We start from the raw sequence: 19,226 nt of genomic DNA on the forward strand, positions 1-19,226 counted from the left end.
AATGAATTACGTGTTCACTCAGCAAAGACTTGATATTTTTTAAAGCCCGTAGGCTTGTGATATCAATCCTGCGAGTGCCCACACAGATTGTCTGATAAATTGTTAAAGAGCGGTGCAGCCAGCGCCTTAAGCGTCTGCTGCGAGGTGGCGTATATTACGCTTTCCTCCTCCGGAGTCAACCACTTTTTTCAGCGTTTTCTCCGGCGGGGTGAATCGCTTCACGCCCTGCTGAGCCCGTCTGCGTTGCCGCTTTGCCGTCTCAGTGGTGGCGCATTATAGGGAGTTCTCGCCGGGTGACAAGTGTTTATTGCAAAAAAATAGCTGAGCGTCTCTTTTTTGAGCGAAAGCGCTAAAAGCAGGCATTATATGACCAATTAATGGCCAAAATGGCCTCGTAAGAGGCACAAATCAACGTCATCGCCTGTAACTGCAATGCTATTCTTTTCTGATAATGCTGTTTGCCAGCACCACCAATAGAAGGATTTTCGATGATTCGTTCTGCGCGCAGTATGGCTGGCTTGCCGTGGATAGCCGCAATGGCGTTTTTTATGCAGGCACTCGACGCAACCATTCTTAATACAGCGCTGCCGGCCATTGCCACCAGCCTTGAACGCTCCCCCCTTGCTATGCAGTCCGCCGTTATCAGCTATACCCTGACTGTCGCTATGCTGATACCCGTCAGCGGCTGGCTGGCCGATCGATTTGGCACGCGCCGTATTTTCATTATTGCCGTTTCACTGTTTACGCTGGGATCGCTGGCCTGTGCCCTGTCGGGCTCGCTGACTATTCTGGTCGTGTCGCGCATTGTGCAGGGCGTGGGCGGTGCCATGATGATGCCGGTGGCGCGTCTGGCGCTGCTGCGTGCCTATCCGCGCAGTGAACTGCTGCCGGTGCTTAACTTTGTGACCATGCCGGGTCTGGTCGGGCCTATCCTCGGACCGATGCTGGGAGGCCTGCTGGTTACCTACGCCAGCTGGCACTGGATTTTCCTGATCAATATTCCCATCGGTATTGCCGGTATTTTTTACGCGCGTAAATATATGCCGGATTTCACAACGCCAAAACGCCGCTTCGATTTTACCGGCTTTCTTCTTTTCGGTCTGGGGCTGGTGCTGATCTCAGTGGGCATTGAGCTGTTCGGCGAGCGCATTGTTGCATCATGGCAGGCGCTACTGGTGCTGTTTGGCGGCTTTGCACTGCTGCTTCTTTATATAGTACATGCGCGGCGCCATCCCGCACCGCTGATCGGTCTGCCGATGTTCCGCACCCGTACATTTTCTGTCGGTATCCTCGGCAATATTGCGGCGCGTCTCGGAACCGGCTGTATTCCCTTTCTGATGCCGCTGATGCTGCAGGTGGGCTTTGGCTATCCGGCAATTATTGCAGGCTGCATGATGGGGCCTACGGCGGTAGGCTCACTGCTGGCCAAATCGACGGTGACGCAGGTGCTGCGCCGCTTTGGCTATCGCCAAACCCTGGTGGGCATTACCATCATTATCGGTATCCTGATCGCCAGCTTCTCGCTGCAGTCGCCGGGTGAGGGCGCAGTTATGCTGCTGATAGCGCTGTTTGTGCTGGGCATGGCGATGTCAACGCAGTTCACCGCGATGAACACGATTACGCTGGCCGATCTGAATGATGACAACGCCAGCGGTGGCAACAGCGTACTGGCGGTAACGCAGCAGGTTTCTATCAGCTTTGGTGTTGCGGTCAGCGCGGCGGTGCTGCGCTTTTACCAGGATTTTGAAAGTACGACCGTGCAGCAGTTCCACGCTACGTTTCTGACGATGGGCGTCATTACCGTGCTGTCTGCCGCCGCGTTTCTGTTACTGCGGCCCGGCGACGGCCGTAACCTGATCGCCAACCGGGAAAAGAAAAAGAAAGCGGCTTAAACAGAACCGCGTTCCACCAGCTCCGGCGTCAGCACCAGCGTTTGCTGACTGGCGTCGGGCGCGCCCATGCGGTGAATCAATGTATCGATAGCCAGCTCGCCCAGCTCATCTTTTGGCTGATGTACCGTGGTCAGCGGCGGTGTCAGATAGCGGGCCAGTTCGATGTTGTCATATCCCATAACCGCAATATCCTGCGGTACCTGCAGGCCCGCCTGATACAACGCGTGATAGACGCCAACGGCCATCGCATCGTTACTGGTAAACACCGCCTCCGGTACCGGCTCCAGCGCCAGCAGCTGCGTCATGGCATTGAATCCGCCCTGGAACTCAAAGTCGCCGTCAACTACATACCCATCAGGTACCGTTAAACCGTGCGCCGCCATCGCTTTATGAAAGCCTTCAAGACGAAGTCGCGCCGGCGTTTTGTCCTGCGGTCCCGCAATACAGGCAATACGCCGGTAGCCTCGTTCAATCAGATGGCGGGTCGCCATTTCGCCGCCCAGTAAGGCATTATCCTGAATGATATCGCCCCGTCCCTCAAACGGTGCCCAGTCCATCATTACCATCGGCACCGAGGGATAACGATTCAGGATCTCAGCCGAAGGCAGATGCGTCTCCGTGCACATCAGCAGCAGGCCATCCACGCGCTTTTGCATCAGCGTTTCCAGGCTGCGATTCATGCGCTCTTCATCCCCTTCGGTATTACACAGGATCAGGCTATAGCCGCGTTCGTAACAGCTGTTTTCCACGCCGCGCACGACCTCAGCATAGAAAGGGTTGCTGCTGGCCGTCAGTAACATACCGATAGTACGCGTCTGCCTGATCTTCAGGCTGCGCGCCAGCGCCGAAGGGGCATAGTTCAGCTCACGGATGGCCTGTTCAACCTTTTCGCGCACCTGCTCGCTGACAAAGCGATTGTTATTGATCACATGCGAAACGGTAGAGGTGGAGACGCCCGCCTGACGGGCAACATCTTTCATGGTAGCCAAGCGCTTATTCCTGTTGCTGCAGGAAAGCGTCGATTTCGCGGCGCCACGGTACAGCAGGCTGAGCGCCGGGCCGCGTTACGGCAATCGCCGCTGCCGCATGCGCAAACCGTACCGCATCATGCATCGTCATGCCTTCCAGCCGCGCGGTAATAAAAGCACCGTTGAAGGTGTCACCTGCGGCAATGGTGTCAACGGCCTGTACGTTAAAACCAGGAATGCGCTCGCCGTTACCCTGTTCGCTCAGCCATACGCCGCGCCGCCCCAGCGTAATCAGCACGGTGCGGATCCCTTTGGCATGCAGCACCTGCGCTGCCTGTGCGGCCTCAGCGTCACTGGTAACGGCAATCCCGGTCAGGATCTCCGCTTCGGTTTCGTTAGGCGTAATGATGTCAATCTGTGCCAGCAATTCATCCGTCAGCCTGGTCGCAGGGGCCGGATTGAGGATCACCTGCGTGCCGTGCTGTCGCGCAAGCTGCGCTGCCGTCAGCACGCTTTCCAGCGGGGATTCCAGCTGCATCAGCAGCGCCTCAGCGTCAGCGATCACCTGCTGATGACGCCGTACATAGTCTGGCGTCAGCGCGGCGTTCGCGCCGGCATAAATGCCGATGTTGTTTTCACCTTCACCGTTGACGAAGATCATCGCCACGCCGGTTGCCTCTGACGGGATGGCTTCAACCGGCGTGATATCAATATTGTCGCGCTGCAGCTGTTCACAGATGCGTTCGCCCGTGTCATCGCCGCCTACGCAGGCGATAAAGGCGATATCAGCACCCGCGCGTCCGGCTGCCACCGCCTGATTAGCGCCTTTGCCGCCAAACGCAATCTGATACGCCTTACCGATAACGGTTTCACCGGGGCGCGGGAAGTGGCTCAGGTTCAGGATATGATCGGCGTTAATGCTGCCCATTACCGCCAGTGTTGCGCATTTGCTCATAGAGAGGGATCCAGGAAGTTGCGCCACCCTGAGGGTGACGCGAGGCCACGCTTTTCTTTGGTTTTATTTAGTGACGAGTTTCAGGTCAACCGGGTTGATCGCCTGCACTTTTTCACCTTTCAGCACTTTGTCTGCGGTATCCACGCCAATCATACCAATCTTATCCGGCATCTGCGCCACGGTTGCGGTCAGTTTACCGGACTCTACCGCTTTCACGCCGTCAGCCGTACCATCAAATCCAACCACCAGCACATCGGTTTTACCGGCGGTCTGCAGCGCACGCAGCGCACCCAGCGCCATCTCATCGTTTTGTGCAAACACCGCCTGCACATCCGGATGCGCCTGCAGCAGGTTCTGCATCACGTTCAGCCCTTTAGTACGATCGAAGTCAGCCGGCTGACTGGCAAGAATAGCAAATTTGTGCGCATCAGCGGCCTGCTTGAAACCTTCACCGCGCTCGCGTGCGGCTGATGTGCCGGCGATGCCCTGCAGCTCAATGATTTTTGCGCCGTCACCCACTTTTTTCGCAATAAAATCGCCCGCCATTTTACCGCCAAAGCGGTTGTCAGAGGCGACGTGGCTCACTACCTTGCCCTGTGCTGCCATACGGTCCAGCGTGATCACCGGGATATTTGCCTGGTTAGCCATTTTTACGGCGTTGCCAACAGCGTCGGAATCTGTCGGGTTGATCAGCAGCAGCTTAGTGCCGCGAACGGTCAGATCCTGCACGTTAGCCAGCTCTTTTGCCGGGTTGTTCTGGGAGTCCAGCACCACCAGGTTGTAGCCAAGCTTGTCCGCTTCTTTCTGAGCGCCATCTTTAAGCGAGACAAAGAAGGGGTTATTGAGGGTAGAAACCACCAGCGCAATCGTATCCTTGGCCATTGCGCCGGCACTCAGGGTGGCACCAAGAATGACGGCCAGTGCAGTTAATTTTTTCATTTACAGGATCCTGTGTGAGGGTCAGAGTTATTTACTGCTTTTGTTATCTACCAGCACCGCCAGCAAAATCACGACGGCTTTAACAATCATCTGGTAGTAGGAAGATACGCCCATCAGGTTCAGGCCATTATTCAGGAAACCCAGAATCAGCGCGCCAATCAGCGTACCCATAATACGGCCTTTACCGCCTGCCAGGCTGGTGCCGCCCAGGACCACAGCCGCAATCGCATCCAGTTCATAACCGGTGCCAGCCGTAGGCTGTGCTGAGGAGAGACGGGCGACTTCAATCGTGCCTGCCAGCGCTGCCAGCAGTCCGCTCAGCGCATAGACGGTAATTTTGACGCGGTTAACGCTGATACCTGACAGACGGGTAGCGGCTTCATTACCGCCCAGCGCATAAATATAGCGACCGAGGCGGGTGTGATGCAGCATGTACCACGCCAGCGCAAACACCAGCGCCATCAGCCATACCGGCGTCGGGATCCCCAGCGGACGGCCGATACCGAACCAGCCAAACAGATCGGCGTTTTCACTGAAGCCGGTATTCACCGGACTGCCGTCGGTGTAAACCATGGTGACGCCGCGCAGCAGCAGCATCATCACCAGCGTGGCGATAAACGCCTGCACCCTGCCGCGCGCAACTATCACGCCGGTGATGCCGCCAATAAACGCGCCCAGCGCCAGAGAAGCGGCAACGGCAACCAGCGCATTGACCTCCATGCCGACAATAGACGCGGCAACCGCACCGGTAAGCGCCAGCAGCGATCCCACTGACAGGTCGATGCCTGACGTCAGGATCACCAGCGTCATCCCCACCGCCATAATGGCGTTGACCGAGGTCTGCTGCAGAATGTTGAACATGTTGGCCAGCGTAAAGAAGTTCGGGCTCTGGCTGGCGACCACGGCGATCAGCACAATCAGCGCAATCAGTGACTTCTGCTCCAGCAGCCAGCTTTTGCTGAACCAGCGGCGGCTGGCGGGTAGGGTGTGGGTACTCATACGACTAAATCCTCGCTGTGTTGCTTACCGACCGCCGCCGCCATCAGGGATTCCTGGGTAGCCTGCTCGCGGGAAAATTCGCCACTAATATGGCCTTCATGCATCACCAGAATGCGATCGCTCATGCCCAGCACTTCCGGCATTTCCGATGACACCAGAATGATGCTCAGCCCTTCCGCTTTGAACTGATTAATTAACTGATAAATCTCTTTTTTGGCACCCACATCGACACCGCGCGTGGGTTCATCCAGGATCAGCACGTCCGGACGGGTCATCAGGCCGCGGGCAATCGCCACCTTTTGCTGATTACCGCCGGAGAGCAGGCCAATTGGCTGCATCATTGAGGGCGTCTTTACATTGAACAGGCGGATAAAATCGCCTACCGCCAGCTGCTCTTCCGCATGTTTCAGGTTACCGCCGGCGTGGCTGAAATAGCGCAGCGCCGTCAGCGACATGTTCTCTTTTACCGACATTCCCAGCACCAGTCCGTCGCGCTTACGATCTTCAGAGATATAAACGATACCGCTGGCGAGCCCCTCCTGCGGCGAACGTACGGTCACGGTACGGCCATTGAGCGTGACGCTGCCGCTGCGGCGCGGCAGGGCGCCATAGAGCACTTTCATCAACTCAGTGCGCCCGGCCCCCATCAGCCCTGAAATCCCCAGAATTTCACCTTTGCGCAGGGTAAAGCTGACATCCTCCACGCCTGAACCACAGAGCTTTTCAACCTGCAGACGGATTTCACCGGGCGATTGATCGAGATGGGGATACTGATCTTCCAGCTTGCGTCCCACCATCATCTCAATCAGCTGCTCTTCACTCAGATCGCTGACGGCGCGTTCGGCAATAAACTGCCCGTCACGAAATACGGTTACGTCATCGCAGATCTCAAAAATTTCTTTCATACGGTGCGAGATATAGACAATGCCGCACCCCTGCGCTTTCAGTTCATTGATAACGTGAAACAGCGACAGCGTTTCGGTATCCGTCAGCGCATCCGTCGGCTCATCCATGATGATGACGCGCGATTCAAAACTCAGTACTTTGGCAATCTCTACCATCTGCTGATCGCCAATTGAGAGATCGCCCACCAGTTTGTGGCTGCTGAAACGCAGGTTAAGACGCTTAAGCAGCGACTCTGCCTCGCGATGCATCTTTTTCCAGTCGATACGGCCAAACCGGTTTACAAACTCCCGGCCGAGGAAAATATTTTCCGCCACGCTCAGCTGCGGGATCAGATTAAGCTCCTGATGAATAATGCCGATGCCTGCCTCCTGCGACGCTTTAGGGCCGGAGAAGGCGACAGCTTCACCCAGCCACTGCAGCGAGCCGGCGTCCATGGTGTAGATGCCGGTCAGCACCTTCATCATGGTGGATTTACCGGCCCCGTTTTCGCCTACCAGCGCCATAACGCGCCCCGGGTAGACCGCCAGCGAGGCACCATTCAGCGCCTTTACGCCAGGAAACGACTTTTCGATTCCTTTAAGTTGCAGTAAGGGTTGCATAGCGGCCTCAGAAGGTGACGCCGGCGCTCAGGATGACATTCGCATACGGAGAACACTCTCCGCTGCGAATGACCGCCTGGCTGCACTGCGTCTGTTGTTTGAACTGTTCATGACTGATGTAACGGACGGTGATGCTATTCCCCTGGTGCTGTTGCAACGCTTCGAGCACGGCGAGCAGCTGGCTGTGAAGCTGCGGATTATGTTCTTTTATCTCCTCCGCAATCAGGGCGCTTTCTACCTGCATCTCCTGTGTGACTACCTCCACAACCTGTAAAAATCCGGGCGTACCGGGCGTTAACGCCAGGTCAATACGCCGGGGGCCGTGCGGAACAGGCAGGCCCGCGTCCGCAATAGTCAGCGTATTGGTATGCCCGAGGCGGGCAATCACATGAGAGAGTTCAGCGTGTAACAGGCGACCTTTTTTCATTTCATCCACTCCACAGCGAAACGTTTCGCTGTGGAGCAGTGTATAAAAGCAGCATAGTAACGCAATGACACCATCACGGAAGTGTGATCGCCATCGAAACGTTTCGCTGTCAGCCGGAAAAATTTGGGTAAGGGAGTACAGAGAGGCAGGGAGCAGGATGATATGGGCCCATCAGAATAAATGAAGCCACTCAGGCAGTGGCTTCACAACAGAGTTATGGCAGTTTGCGAACCTGTTTCACATCAAGCTCAGTGGCATTGAAATCTTTATCCAGCTCGCCCGTCAGTTCGACGCGATCTTTTGGCGTAATGGTCACGCCGTTCCAGCGCTTGTGGTCAATTTCCACTTTCATGGTGCCGCTGCTGTCGCGGAACAGATAATCTTCATCGCCAGTCTGCTTTTCCAGCGTCCCGCGCACGGTGATCCAGCTGTCATCTTTCATCTCTTCAGCCTGTTTTACCGTCACGACGCTGGCTTCGCCCGCTTTAAAACCGCCCGCCTGATTACTTTGTGCGGCTGGCGCAGCGGGATCCATAAAGCCGCCCTGCGGCGCAGCAAGTACCGGTGCGGTGGCCAGGGCAATCAGGGTCAGTAACGCGATACGTGTTTTCATTAGTTACCTCATTTCTGTGAACAGGTGGAATATCAGCAGTAGACCAGAGAGTTCTTAACAGGATCTTAAGGAGCGCTGTTTTTTACCGTTGCGTGAAAAATAGCTGAAAATCGCGCTGCTGGCCTGTACAAGCCCGGACGGGCTTCGTATAACTCGCCTGTAGCCAGGGGAGAGCACAATGCGAATTCTGTTGATTGAAGATGACACGCTGATTGGCGACGGGCTGAAGGTTGGCCTGACAAAACTGGGATTCAGCGTCGACTGGTTTATATCCGGTGAGGCCGGATGTCAGGCGCTGAGCGCAGCGCCCTGGGATGCAGTGGTGCTGGATCTGTCGCTGCCGGAACGCGACGGGCTGGAGATCCTGCGCCAGTGGCGCGCTGCAGGCGCGGATATTCCGGTGCTGATCCTGACAGCGCGCGACGCACTGGACCAGCGCGTACAGGGTTTACAGCTGGGTGCCGATGACTATCTCTGCAAACCGTTCGCACTGACTGAAGTGGCTGCGCGACTGCAGGCGCTGATCCGCCGCCGGCATGGCCAGCTGCAGCCTGAGCTGCGGCACGGCAATGTTGTCATGCAGCCCGCCAGCCACAGCGTTCTGCTCAATGGCGAACCGCTTGAACTGAAAAGCCGCGAACTGGCGCTGCTGGAGCTGTTTCTGCGACATCCGGCTCAGGTGCTGACGCGCAGCCAGCTTGAAGAGAAGCTTTACAGCTGGGATGACGATGTTTCCAGCAACGCGGTAGAAGTACATATTCATCATCTGCGCAAAAAGCTGGGCAGCCAGTTTATCCGCACCGTGCACGGTATTGGCTATACGCTGGGAGCGGCAGAATGAGCCTGTTTGTCCGGCTGGCAACGGGTTTTGTGCTGCTGATCCTGCTGTGCGGTGCCAGCGCCGGCTGGAGCGCGTGGCAGCAGACGCGCGATACGGTTAATGAACTGTTTGATACCCAGCAGATGCTGTTTGCCAAACGGCTGCTGGCGCTCGACCCCACCAGCCTGCATCACGCGGCATTACCGAAAACCAAAACCCTTTTACGCCATCACCGCGGCGATCAGGATGATGACGCCCTGGCATTTGCGGTGTTCCGCACCGACGGTACGCCGCTGCTCAACGACGGCGAGAACGGGCGCGGGTTATCGTTCGATACGCGACGCGACGGCTTTCGTGACGGGCAGCTGCGTGACGACGATGAGCGCTGGCGTCTGCTCTGGCTGACGTCACCCGATAAACAGTATCGCGTGGTAGTGGGGCAGGAGCAGGAGTACCGGGATGATATGACGCTCGATCTGGCGTCCGCCGCCCTGCTGCCGTGGCTTGTCGCGATGCCGTTTATGCTGCTGCTGCTGCTCTTGCTGGTGTGGTATGAACTGCGGCCGCTGAAGCAGCTGGCGCACCGGCTGCAGCAGCGTGCGCCGGATGACGCGACCACGCTGCCGGTTACGCATCTGCCGCGTGAGGTACAGCCGCTGGTAGCGGCGCTCAACGATCTCTTCGGACGCACGGCGCAGCTGGTACAGCGCGAGCGTCGCTTCACCTCCGATGCCGCCCATGAACTGCGCAGCCCGCTGGCTGCCCTGCGCGTGCAAAGTGAGGTGATCCAGCTGGCCGAAGATGATGAGCAGGTGCGACGGCGGGCGCTGCAGCAGCTCGATAGCGGTATTATCCGTGCGACCCGGCTGGTGGATCAGCTGCTGACGCTGTCGCGCGTTGAAGCGGACGATCTGCGCAGTGAATTTCAGCCGGTCGCGCTGCTCCCGCTGCTGCAGGCGCTGGTCGCTGAACATCTGCCGCAGGCCGCCGCGCAGCAGACAGAGATAACACTGACCAGCGATGCCGCGCCGGTGATGAACGGTCATCCGCTGCTGCTGGGCCTGATGATACGTAATCTGCTGGATAATGCGCTGCGCTATGCGCCGGCACAGAGCCGGATAGCGCTGCGGCTGGGGACGGACAGCATAGTGATAGAAGATAATGGTGCGGGCGTATCGGACGAGCAGCTGGCGAGGCTCGGCGAACGCTTCTGGCGCCCGCCCGGCCAAACACAGAGCGGCAGCGGCCTGGGGCTGTCGATTGTGAAAAATATTGCGCAGCTGCACGATCTGCAGCTGCACTTCAGTCACGCCGTGCCGCAGGGGCTGCGCATCACGCTAATCCGGCAACGCAGCGGCGCTAAATCTCGACCTGCGTACCCAGCTCGATAACACGGTTAGGCGGGATTTCAAACTGATCCGGCGCGCGCAGCGCGTTACGCTGCAGCGTCAGGAACAGTTTGCCGCGCAGGCGCAGATACCAGGGCCGCTTACCGATGATCAGCGATTCATGCGACATAAAGAATGAGGTCTCCATCATCCGGCAGTTAAGCCCCTCCAGCCCGCAGCGGTGAAAAATCTCCTCCACGTTTGGCGTCTCGCGCCAGCCGTAGCTCGCCACCACGCGCCAGAACGTAGGCGACAGCTGTTCAATGGTGACCCGGCGTACGTTATGCACATAGGGTGAATCTTCCGTACGCAGCGTCAGCAGCACCACGCGCTCATGCAGCACTTTGTTGTGCTTGAGGTTATGCAGCATCGCGAAAGGGATCACGTTCAGCGCACGCGACATATATACCGCCGTACCCGATACGCGTACCGGCGGTGATTTCTCCAGTGAAGCGATCATCGCATCGAGCGAATTGCCGTGCTCATGCATGCGGCGCAGCAGACGAAAGCGCTCACTTTTCCAGGTCGTCATGATGATGAACATCATCAGCGCCAGCGTCAGCGGCAGCCAGCCGCCGGAGAAGACTTTGATCAGGTTAGCGGAGAACAGCGACACATCAATGCAGAGCATCGCGGCCAGCATCAGCATGACCAGATAGCGATTCCAGTGCCAGTTCTGAATCGCCACCGTGGCGCAAAGGATCGCCGTCAGCACCATAGTGCCGGTCACGGCAATGCCGTAGGCCGCCGCCAGATTACTGGAGTGCTCAAAACCAACAATCACAATCACCACCGCGGCGTAGAGCAGCCAGTTAATGACCGGGATATAGATCTGTCCTGACTCCTCTTCAGAGGTATGAACAATGCGCATCGGCGGCAGATAACCGAGCCGCACCGCCTGACGCGTCAGGGAAAAGACGCCGGAGATCACCGCCTGTGAGGCGATAACCGTCGCCAGCGTAGCGAGCAGCAGCATCGGGATCAGCATCCAGTCCGGTGCCAGCAGGAAAAACGGGTTCTTTATCGCTTCCGGATGCGCCAGCAGCAGCGCACCCTGGCCAAAATAGTTCAGCACCAGCGAAGGCAGCACCACCACAAACCACGCCAGACGGATCGGAAATTTGCCGAAGTGTCCCATGTCCGCATAAAGCGCTTCGACGCCGGTGATCGCCAGTACCACCGCACCCAGCGCAAAAAAGGAGACCGACTTATACTGAACAAAGAAGTGCAGCGCCCAGTAAGGATTCATCGCGTGCAGTACATCAGGATTATTCAGGATGCTGCGCGCGCCCAGCACGGCCAGCACCAGAAACCATACCAGCATAACCGGCGCAAACAGCTTGCCTACGATACCGGTGCCCTGTTTCTGGATTATAAACAGCAGCGTCAGCACGGCGATCGCCAGCGGGACGATCCAGGTGTCGAGACCGGGCGCGGCAATCTCCAGTCCCTCAATCGCTGAGAGCACGGATACGGCCGGGGTGATCACCACCTCACCATAAAAGAAGCTGCCGCCGATCAGCCCCATGATCACCAGAACGGCTGTGGCACGCGCGCCGGTGTGACGACCCGCGAGCGACATCAGCGTCAGAATTCCGCCTTCACCCGCATTGTCCGCGCGCATGACGTAACTGATATATTTCAGCGAAACCACCAGAATCAGCAGCCAGAAGATCAGCGATAAAAAGCCGAATACCGCTTCGCGTTCAACGCCAAAGCCGAACTGGCCGGAAAGGCATTCACGTAAGGTATACAGCGGGCTGGTGCCAATGTCGCCATAGACCACGCCGATTGCAGCCAGCGTGACGGCGCTAAGAGACTGTTTCTTATCCGAGCTCATAGGGTGTCTTGTGTTGGAGCCGTTGCGACTCAGGCCATCAAAAAGCGCACAGTATGCACATAATTGGCAGAAACCAACAGACAGCGCTGATGATAATACGCAGCGTACTCTGCTTTTTCGCCGAAAATCCTGCAGAAAACGGGCTGAAAACCGCACGTTGTGCTGCCACAACCTTCTGAAACAAAAAAGCTGACGGCTATCAACGCATTCAAGCATGATAAACAGTAGAGTATTGCGCTCGCCAGACCGTAACGGCACCAGGTTCAGAAGGACAATGATGTGATTATGGCTCAACCCCATCTGTTGGCAGAAAGAATTTCCCGACTGAGTAATGCGCTGGAAAAAGGGCTGTATGAACGGCACCATGCCATTCGCCTCTGCCTGCTGGCAGCGTTAAGCGGCGAAAGCGTTTTTCTGCTCGGCCCGCCCGGCATTGCCAAAAGCCTGATTGCCCGTCGCCTTAAATATGCTTTCCAGCACGCCCGTGCGTTTGAATATCTGATGACCCGTTTCTCCACGCCGGAAGAGGTGTTTGGCCCGCTGTCGATTCAGGCACTGAAAGATGAGGGCCGCTATCAGCGTCTGACCAGAGGCTATCTGCCGGATGCGGAGATCGTCTTTCTGGATGAGATCTGGAAAGCGGGTCCGGCCATTCTGAACACGCTGCTGACCGCCATTAACGAACGCCGCTTCCGGAACGGCGACTGCGAAGAGGCGATCCCGATGCGTCTGCTGGTGACCGCCTCAAACGAGCTGCCGGAAGCTGACAGCGGCCTTGAAGCCCTCTATGACCGCATGCTTATCCGCCTGTGGCTCGATAACGTACATGAGAAGCAAAATTTTCGCAGCATGCTGACCCACCAGCAGGATGAGAACGTCAATCCGGTCGCGGAGTCGCTCTGCATCAGCGATGAAGAGTATCTGCAGTGGCAAAAGGGCATCAGTCAGGTAAAGCTGCCTGACGATGTGTTTGAGCTTATCTATCAGCTGCGTCAGCAGCTGGAAAACCTGCCGGATGCGCCCTACATCTCTGACCGTCGCTGGAAAAAAGCGATTCATCTGCTGCAGGCCAGCGCCTTTTACAGCGGGCGCACGGCGATTGCGCCTATCGATCTGGTTCTGCTCAAAGATTGCCTCTGGCACGACATCGCTTCGATGACGCTGCTGGACCGGGAAATGGATGCGCTGATGACGCAGCACGCCTGGCAGCAGCAGGCGATGCTGCACCGGCTGCAGCAGATCAATGCGCAGCGTCTGGCACTGCAGCAGCAGCAGAGCGTGGCGCAGGCGCTGACGCTGGAGAAACACAGCGGCATGTTCAGCCGTAAGCCACATTATGAGCTGCCGGAGTCGGTTGCCGGCGAACAGCTGACCCTGATGCTGCAGCAGCCGCTGACGCTGCACGATATGCAGGTCAGCCATATAGTGGTAAGCCGTGAGGCCCTGGTACAGTGGCTGCTGAAAGGCGGAGATATACGCGGCAAGCTGAACGGCATCGGCTTTGCACAGTCACTCGATCTGGTGGTCGATACCCATCACTGCCTGACGCTACGCGATGTCAGCCTGCAGTCTGCGCGCCTGACGCTGCCCGGAGCGGCGAGCCTGCAGGCGCTGCCGCCGGAAATCGTTGATGAATATGATGCGCTTGAGGCCCGCCTGCGGGCGCAGCGGGCGCTGTTCAGCCAGCATCAGCGCTGCCTGTTTATCAGCGATGACTGGCTGGCACGCATTGAGACCAGCCTGCAGGATGTCGCCGAGCAGCTGAAACAGGCGCGGAAATGATCTCGCTGGAGACGCTCAGCACACTGCTCTCAATTGGTGAAACGGAGCTGATTGATGAGCTGATTCTGGCGCTGCTGGCCACACCGCAGCTGACGCTGTTTTTCGAAAAATTTCCCCGCATGAAGCAGGCGATGCTGCGCGATCTGCCGCGCTGGCGCGCTGAAATCGCCGGGCAGATGAGATCGACGCCCGTGCCCGCCGTGCTGGCGCAGGAGTTTCAGCTGTTTGAGCGGTTACAGCTGCTCAGCAGCCGTGATTTCAGCGCTCAGCTGCCGCACCTGCTTGAGCAGCTGCAGAAGCTGCCATCCCCTTTTCTCACCGAAGCCAGGATGCTGCTGCAGCGTAATGAAGGCCCGGAACTGAGCAACGCGCAGCACCGGCTGTTCCTGCAGCGCTGGCGACTGAGCCTGACGCTGCAGACGCTGACGCTGAATGAAACGTTGCTGGAGGCGCAGCGTGAACGGCTGCTGGCGGAACTGCAGCAGCGTATGGCGCTGAGCGGCCAGCTGGCGCCGGTGCTGAGCGATGAAGATGAGGCCGCCGCCGGCCGGCTGTGGGATCTCAGCAAAGCCTCGCTGCAGCCAGGCGACTACACACTAATTGTGCAATATGGTGCGTTTCTGGCGCAGCAGCCGGAGCTGATGCAGCTGGCGCAGCAGTTAGGCCGCAGCCGCGAAGCCAAATCGGTGCCGTCACGCGATGCGCCGCTGGAAGCGTTTCATCAGCTGGTGCATGAGCCAGATAACGTGCCGGAAGAGGTCAGCGGCATTCATCAGAGCGATGATGTGCTGCGCCTGCTGCCGCCGGAACTGGCCGCGCTCAGTATCAGTGAACTGGAGCTGGAATTTTACCGGCGTCTGGTAGAAAAACGCCTGCTGACCTATCGCCTGCAGGGTGATGCCTGGCACGAAAAAACCGCGCTGCGGCCGGTGAGCCATCAGCAGCATGAAACAGAGCCGAGCGGTCCGTTTATTGTCTGCGTGGATACGTCCGGCTCTATGGGCGGGTTTAATGAACGCTGCGCCAAGGCCTTTTGCCTTGCGCTGCTGAAAATCGCCCTGGCAGATCGGCGTCGCTGCTACATTATGCTGTTTGCCCATGAGGTGGTCGGCTATGAGCTGACCGCCGATAACGGCATTGAACAGGCGATTCGTTTCCTCAGCCAGCGTTTTCGCGGCGGTACCGATCTGACGGCCTGCCTGAGTGCCGTGGTGCAGCGCATGGAAGGCAGCCAGTGGCAGGAGGCAGACGCGGTGATCGTGTCGGACTTTATCGCCCAGCGCCTGCCGGAAGAGCTGATTAAGACCATAAAGCAGCGACAGCGGATGCAGCAGCAGCGGTTTCACGCCGTGGCGATGTCAGCGCATGGCAAACCCGGCATTCTGCGCATCTTCGATCATATCTGGCGCTTCGATACCGGGCTGAAAAGCCGCCTGCTGCGTCGCTGGACGCGCTGATTCATCTGACAGACACGCCTGTTTGCTATAGTGAATGACCCGCTGTGTTTATTCAGCTTTATGGAGTTCACTGTGACAATCGCCGATCTGCCCTGCCAGCTGCCTGCTCCGACCCGCACCCTGCGCCTTTCCGGTGGCACCGCTGAAGAGAAACGTGCCGAACTGCTCGCCTATTTCACTCAGACCTGGACGCTGTATGAAAGCCTGTTCGACTGCCTGAGCGATGAGCGCGCCTGGTTTAATAAAGCGATTTCGCTGCGCCATCCGCTGATTTTCTATTTTGGCCATACCGCATCTTTCTATATCAACAAGCTGATGGCTGGACGCTATCTCGATCGCCGTGTTGACGCGCGCATTGAGGCGATGATGGCGATTGGTGTGGATGAGATGAGCTGGGACGATCTCAATGACGCCCACTACGACTGGCCCGGTGTGGCAGAAGTGCGCGACTACCGCGGCAAAGTGAAAGCGCTGGTGACTGATTTTATCCGTACGATGCCGCTTGAGCTGCCGATCGGCTGGGAGAGTCCGGCCTGGGTGATCCTGATGGGCATTGAGCATGAGCGCATCCATCTGGAAACCTCCAGCGTGCTGATCCGCCAGCTGCCGCTGGAGTGGGTGCAGCCGCAGCCCGTCTGGCCTGCCTGCCCGCTGGCGCGTCACGATCGCGCCGCGGTGCCGGAAAACAGTCTGATTGCGCTGGCGGGTGGATCGGTGCTGCAGGGAAAAACGGATGAGACTTATGGCTGGGACAATGAGTATGGCCATCAGAAAACCGAGTTCGGCCCCTTCCAGGCCAGCAAAATGCTGGTCAGCAACGCGGAGTTTTATCAGTTTGTCGCTGCCGGTGGCTATCAGACGGCGCGCTGGTGGGATGAAGAGGGAGAGGGCTGGCGGACATTTGCCGGGGCGCAGATGCCTGCTTTCTGGGTCGGTGATATCACCCAACCTGACGCGCTGCACCTGCGCCTGATGACGCAGGAAGTCCCGATGCCGTGGGACTGGCCGGCTGAAGTTAATCAGCTGGAAGCGGCCGCCTTCTGCCGCTGGCTGGCAGACAAAAGCGGTAAGACAATTCAGCTGCCATGTGAGGCGGAATATATGCTGCTGCGCGAACAGGTCAGCGGCGATCAGCCAGACTGGGAGCAGGCACCCGGTAATATCAATCTCGCGTACTGGGCCTCCTCCTGTCCGGTGGATCATTTTTCCCAGGGCGCGTTCTTTGATCTGGTGGGGAACGTCTGGCAGTGGACCACCACGCCCATCAATGGCTTTGAAGGATTTCGCGTCCATCCGCTGTATGACGATTTTTCCACGCCTACCTTTGACGGCAAGCATGCCATCATCAAAGGCGGCAGCTGGATCTCAACCGGTAATGAGGCGTTAAAATCGTCGCGCTACGCGTTTCGCCGCCACTTTTTCCAGCATGCCGGCTTCCGTTACGTGGTGTCAGCGCATCAGGAGAGTATGCAGCTTAACCCGTATGAAACCGACGGCATGGTGTCGCAGTATCTCGATTTCCAGTACGGGCCTGGCTACTACGGCGTGGAAAATTATGCCGAAAAACTGATTGAGCTGGTGCTGCCGCACTGCCATCAGCGCGAGCATGCGCTGGATATCGGCTGTGCCACCGGTCGCGCCAGCTTTGCTCTGGCGCGTCACTTTGCTGCCGTTACCGGCATGGACTACTCCGCACGCTTTATCGACGTGGCGCTGCAGCTCACCTCCGGTGAGGATTTCCGCTACGTAGTACCGGAGGAGGGCGAGCTGGTGGCGTATCGCCAGGTGCGCCTGAAGGAGATCGGCACTGACCGGCAGCAGGCGGAGCGGATCCAATTCGTTCAGGGTGACGCCTGCAACCTGAAGCCGCAGCCGGATCGGTACGATCTGGTGCTGGCCGCCAATCTGATTGATCGTCTGCGTCAGCCAAAGCGTTTCCTGCAGGATATCGCACCGATGATCCGTCAGGGCGGCGTGCTGGCGATCTCTTCACCTTACACCTGGCTTGAGGAGTTCACGCCGAAAGAGAACTGGCTGGGCGGTATCCGCGAAAACGGCGAAGCGCTGACCACCTGCCAGGCACTGCAGCGCCTTCTGCGCGACGAGTTTGATGAAATCGCGCCGCCGCAGGATGTTCCCTTTGTGATCCGCGAAACCGCACGCAAGTTTCAGCATACTCAGGCGCAGCTTACGCTCTGGCGTAAGCGCTAAAAGCGTGCAGACTGCGGCATGCCCGCAGTCTGCATCTTGCCTGCCCCGCTAAATTCCTGCACATTCACCTCTGTTCAGCGAAGACGAATTTAAGAGGAAGGATGATGGCAGAACATCTGCAACTGGATAATCTCGACCGCGGCATACTCAATGCGCTGCTGGAGAACGCCCGCACGGCTTACGCAGAGCTGGCAAAGCAGTTCAATGTCAGTCCCGGCACTATTCATGTCCGCGTTGAGAAAATGCGTCAGGCCGGCATTATTCTCGGTACGCGCGTGGAAATCGATCCACGCCAGCTGGGATTCGATGTTTGCTGCTTTATTGGCATCATTCTGAAGAGCGCACGAGACTATCCGGCAGCGCTCAGCAAGCTTGAAGCGCTGGATGAGGTGGTTGAAGCCTGGTATACCACCGGTCACTACAGCATCTTTATTAAGGTCATGTGCCGATCTATCGATGCGCTGCAGCAGGTGCTGATCAACAAGATCCAGACTATTGATGAGATCCAGTCCACTGAGACGCTGATCTCGCTGCAAAACCCGATCATGCGTACCATCAAGCCCTGAACCGCACCAGCCTGTGCATAAAGTTATGCAGCAGCGATCCGGCGCGGTATCCGGTTTGTCGGCGGATGCTTTCTTTTATTAACCCTGTTTTCCACAGGTGGATCACGGCTTGATCACAGCGTACAATGCCTGCCTTTAGTGCGGGAGACGATCATGGCTGATATTACCTTAATCACCGGCAGTACCCTTGGCAGTGCCGAATATGTCGCAGAACATTTAGAAGAGAAGCTGCAGGATGCGGGCTTCAAAACCAGCGTACTGCACGGCCCGGCGCTTGATGAGGTGCCTGATTCGGGTATCTGGCTGGTGGTAACGTCCACACACGGCGCCGGTGAATTGCCGGACAATCTGCTGCCCTTTTATGAGGCGCTGCAGACTGAAAAGCCCGATCTTTCCGCCGTGCGCTTTGGCGCAGCAGGCATCGGCAACCGCGAATACGATCTTTTCTGTGGCGCAATAAAAACCCTGGAGGCTCAGCTGATCGCGCTGGGCGCAACGCGCATCGGGGAACGGCTGGAAATCGACATGCTTGAGCATGAAATACCGGAAGATGCCGCTGAAGCCTGGGTCGCTGGCTGGATTGAGCAGATCTGACGGATCATAACCGGCAGGGGATCGGGAAATAGTGACGATCCCCAGACGATTACACTGTATTTCTTCCGGATCCTTCCGATCTCCTGTGGATAAACCAGCCTGAATCATGCGTATAACCGGTAGTTATCCCAAGAATAACCGCTGATGCTTTTTTCATCTGTGGATAACCAGCAAAGTTGATCCCAGCTTATCTGGATCAGGATCACCGATCTTTCACAGCAAACGATCCTTCCCAGGCTGATGTAAAATAACGGGTTTGCCACGTTATCC

16 protein-coding genes are annotated in these 19,226 nt (G+C 57.5%); 8 read left to right on the forward strand and 8 right to left on the reverse strand.

The genetic code is table 11. From position 1 onward, the window contains the following. The first annotated feature begins 488 nt into the window (after positions 1 to 488). On the forward strand, positions 489 to 1,892 hold the full coding sequence (gene mdtD, locus F3J39_RS14090) for a multidrug transporter subunit MdtD (RefSeq protein WP_166714335.1): 1,404 nt from the start codon (positions 489 to 491) through the stop codon (positions 1,890 to 1,892). Here mdtD and rbsR read toward each other — a convergent pair. From rbsR to F3J39_RS14125, 7 genes are all read right to left on the reverse strand, one after another. Next, complete coding sequence (gene rbsR / locus F3J39_RS14095; protein WP_039381369.1) at positions 1,889 to 2,872, reverse strand: ribose operon transcriptional repressor RbsR; 984 nt, start codon at positions 2,870 to 2,872, stop codon at positions 1,889 to 1,891. The two genes, mdtD and rbsR, sit on opposite strands and share 4 nt — an antisense overlap. A gap of 13 nt (positions 2,873 to 2,885) precedes the next feature. Beyond that, the gene (gene rbsK / locus F3J39_RS14100; RefSeq protein WP_145339775.1) at positions 2,886 to 3,815 is read right to left on the reverse strand and encodes a ribokinase; all 930 of its coding nucleotides are present in this window, start codon (positions 3,813 to 3,815) and stop codon (positions 2,886 to 2,888) included. Positions 3,816 to 3,878: 63 nt separating this feature from the next. Then, positions 3,879 to 4,754, reverse strand: coding sequence for a ribose ABC transporter substrate-binding protein RbsB (gene rbsB / locus F3J39_RS14105; protein WP_039381376.1), 876 nt, complete (start codon positions 4,752 to 4,754; stop codon positions 3,879 to 3,881). Between the two features lie 27 nt (positions 4,755 to 4,781). Next, positions 4,782 to 5,753 carry a ribose ABC transporter permease gene (gene rbsC, locus F3J39_RS14110; protein WP_108570060.1) on the reverse strand — a complete coding sequence of 324 codons (972 nt, stop codon included), beginning with the start codon at positions 5,751 to 5,753 and terminating at the stop codon, positions 4,782 to 4,784. Next, a complete protein-coding gene (gene rbsA, locus F3J39_RS14115) occupies positions 5,750 to 7,258 on the reverse strand; it encodes a ribose ABC transporter ATP-binding protein RbsA (RefSeq protein WP_104085897.1) in 1,509 nt (502 codons plus the stop codon). The genes rbsC and rbsA overlap by 4 nt, the downstream gene beginning before the upstream one ends. A gap of 7 nt (positions 7,259 to 7,265) precedes the next feature. After that, entirely contained in the window at positions 7,266 to 7,685 is a 420-nt protein-coding gene (rbsD, locus tag F3J39_RS14120; RefSeq protein WP_104085896.1) for a D-ribose pyranase, read from the reverse strand. A 214-nt stretch (positions 7,686 to 7,899) separates the two neighbouring features. Then, the gene (locus tag F3J39_RS14125; RefSeq protein ID WP_094111666.1) at positions 7,900 to 8,298 is read right to left on the reverse strand and encodes a YgiW/YdeI family stress tolerance OB fold protein; all 399 of its coding nucleotides are present in this window, start codon (positions 8,296 to 8,298) and stop codon (positions 7,900 to 7,902) included. A gap of 178 nt (positions 8,299 to 8,476) precedes the next feature. Between F3J39_RS14125 and qseB the strand changes: the two genes are divergently transcribed. Beyond that, positions 8,477 to 9,139, forward strand: a complete 663-nt coding sequence (qseB, locus tag F3J39_RS14130) for a quorum sensing response regulator transcription factor QseB (RefSeq protein ID WP_071668262.1) — start codon at positions 8,477 to 8,479, stop codon at positions 9,137 to 9,139. Next, complete coding sequence (qseC, locus tag F3J39_RS14135; protein WP_166714336.1) at positions 9,136 to 10,509, forward strand: quorum sensing histidine kinase QseC; 1,374 nt, start codon at positions 9,136 to 9,138, stop codon at positions 10,507 to 10,509. Before qseB ends, qseC begins: the two co-directional genes overlap by 4 nt. Here the strand turns inward: qseC and kup are convergent. Beyond that, the gene (gene kup, locus F3J39_RS14140; RefSeq protein WP_039381392.1) at positions 10,478 to 12,346 is read right to left on the reverse strand and encodes a low affinity potassium transporter Kup; all 1,869 of its coding nucleotides are present in this window, start codon (positions 12,344 to 12,346) and stop codon (positions 10,478 to 10,480) included. The two genes, qseC and kup, sit on opposite strands and share 32 nt — an antisense overlap. A gap of 285 nt (positions 12,347 to 12,631) precedes the next feature. Between kup and ravA the strand changes: the two genes are divergently transcribed. From ravA to mioC, 5 genes are all read left to right on the forward strand, one after another. Continuing rightward, positions 12,632 to 14,128 (forward strand): ATPase RavA, encoded by a 1,497-nt coding sequence (ravA, locus tag F3J39_RS14145; RefSeq protein WP_039385671.1) that lies wholly within the window; start codon positions 12,632 to 12,634, stop codon positions 14,126 to 14,128. Next, complete coding sequence (gene viaA / locus F3J39_RS14150; protein ID WP_166714337.1) at positions 14,125 to 15,585, forward strand: ATPase RavA stimulator ViaA; 1,461 nt, start codon at positions 14,125 to 14,127, stop codon at positions 15,583 to 15,585. The genes ravA and viaA overlap by 4 nt, the downstream gene beginning before the upstream one ends. A 72-nt stretch (positions 15,586 to 15,657) precedes the next feature. Further along, positions 15,658 to 17,796, forward strand: coding sequence for a 5-histidylcysteine sulfoxide synthase (ovoA, locus tag F3J39_RS14155; RefSeq protein WP_348769945.1), 2,139 nt, complete (start codon positions 15,658 to 15,660; stop codon positions 17,794 to 17,796). Positions 17,797 to 17,900: 104 nt separating this feature from the next. Further along, positions 17,901 to 18,362: a transcriptional regulator AsnC gene (gene asnC, locus F3J39_RS14160; RefSeq protein ID WP_039381403.1), complete on the forward strand. Its 462-nt coding sequence runs from the start codon at positions 17,901 to 17,903 to the stop codon at positions 18,360 to 18,362. Positions 18,363 to 18,515: 153 nt separating this feature from the next. After that, the gene (mioC, locus tag F3J39_RS14165; RefSeq protein WP_039381406.1) at positions 18,516 to 18,956 is read left to right on the forward strand and encodes an FMN-binding protein MioC; all 441 of its coding nucleotides are present in this window, start codon (positions 18,516 to 18,518) and stop codon (positions 18,954 to 18,956) included. Positions 18,957 to 19,226: the final 270 nt, after the last annotated feature.

It is taken from the genome of Pantoea sp. Acro-807 (assembly GCF_011752675.1).
In the GTDB taxonomy this organism is placed as follows: domain Bacteria; phylum Pseudomonadota; class Gammaproteobacteria; order Enterobacterales; family Enterobacteriaceae; genus Pantoea; species Pantoea eucrina.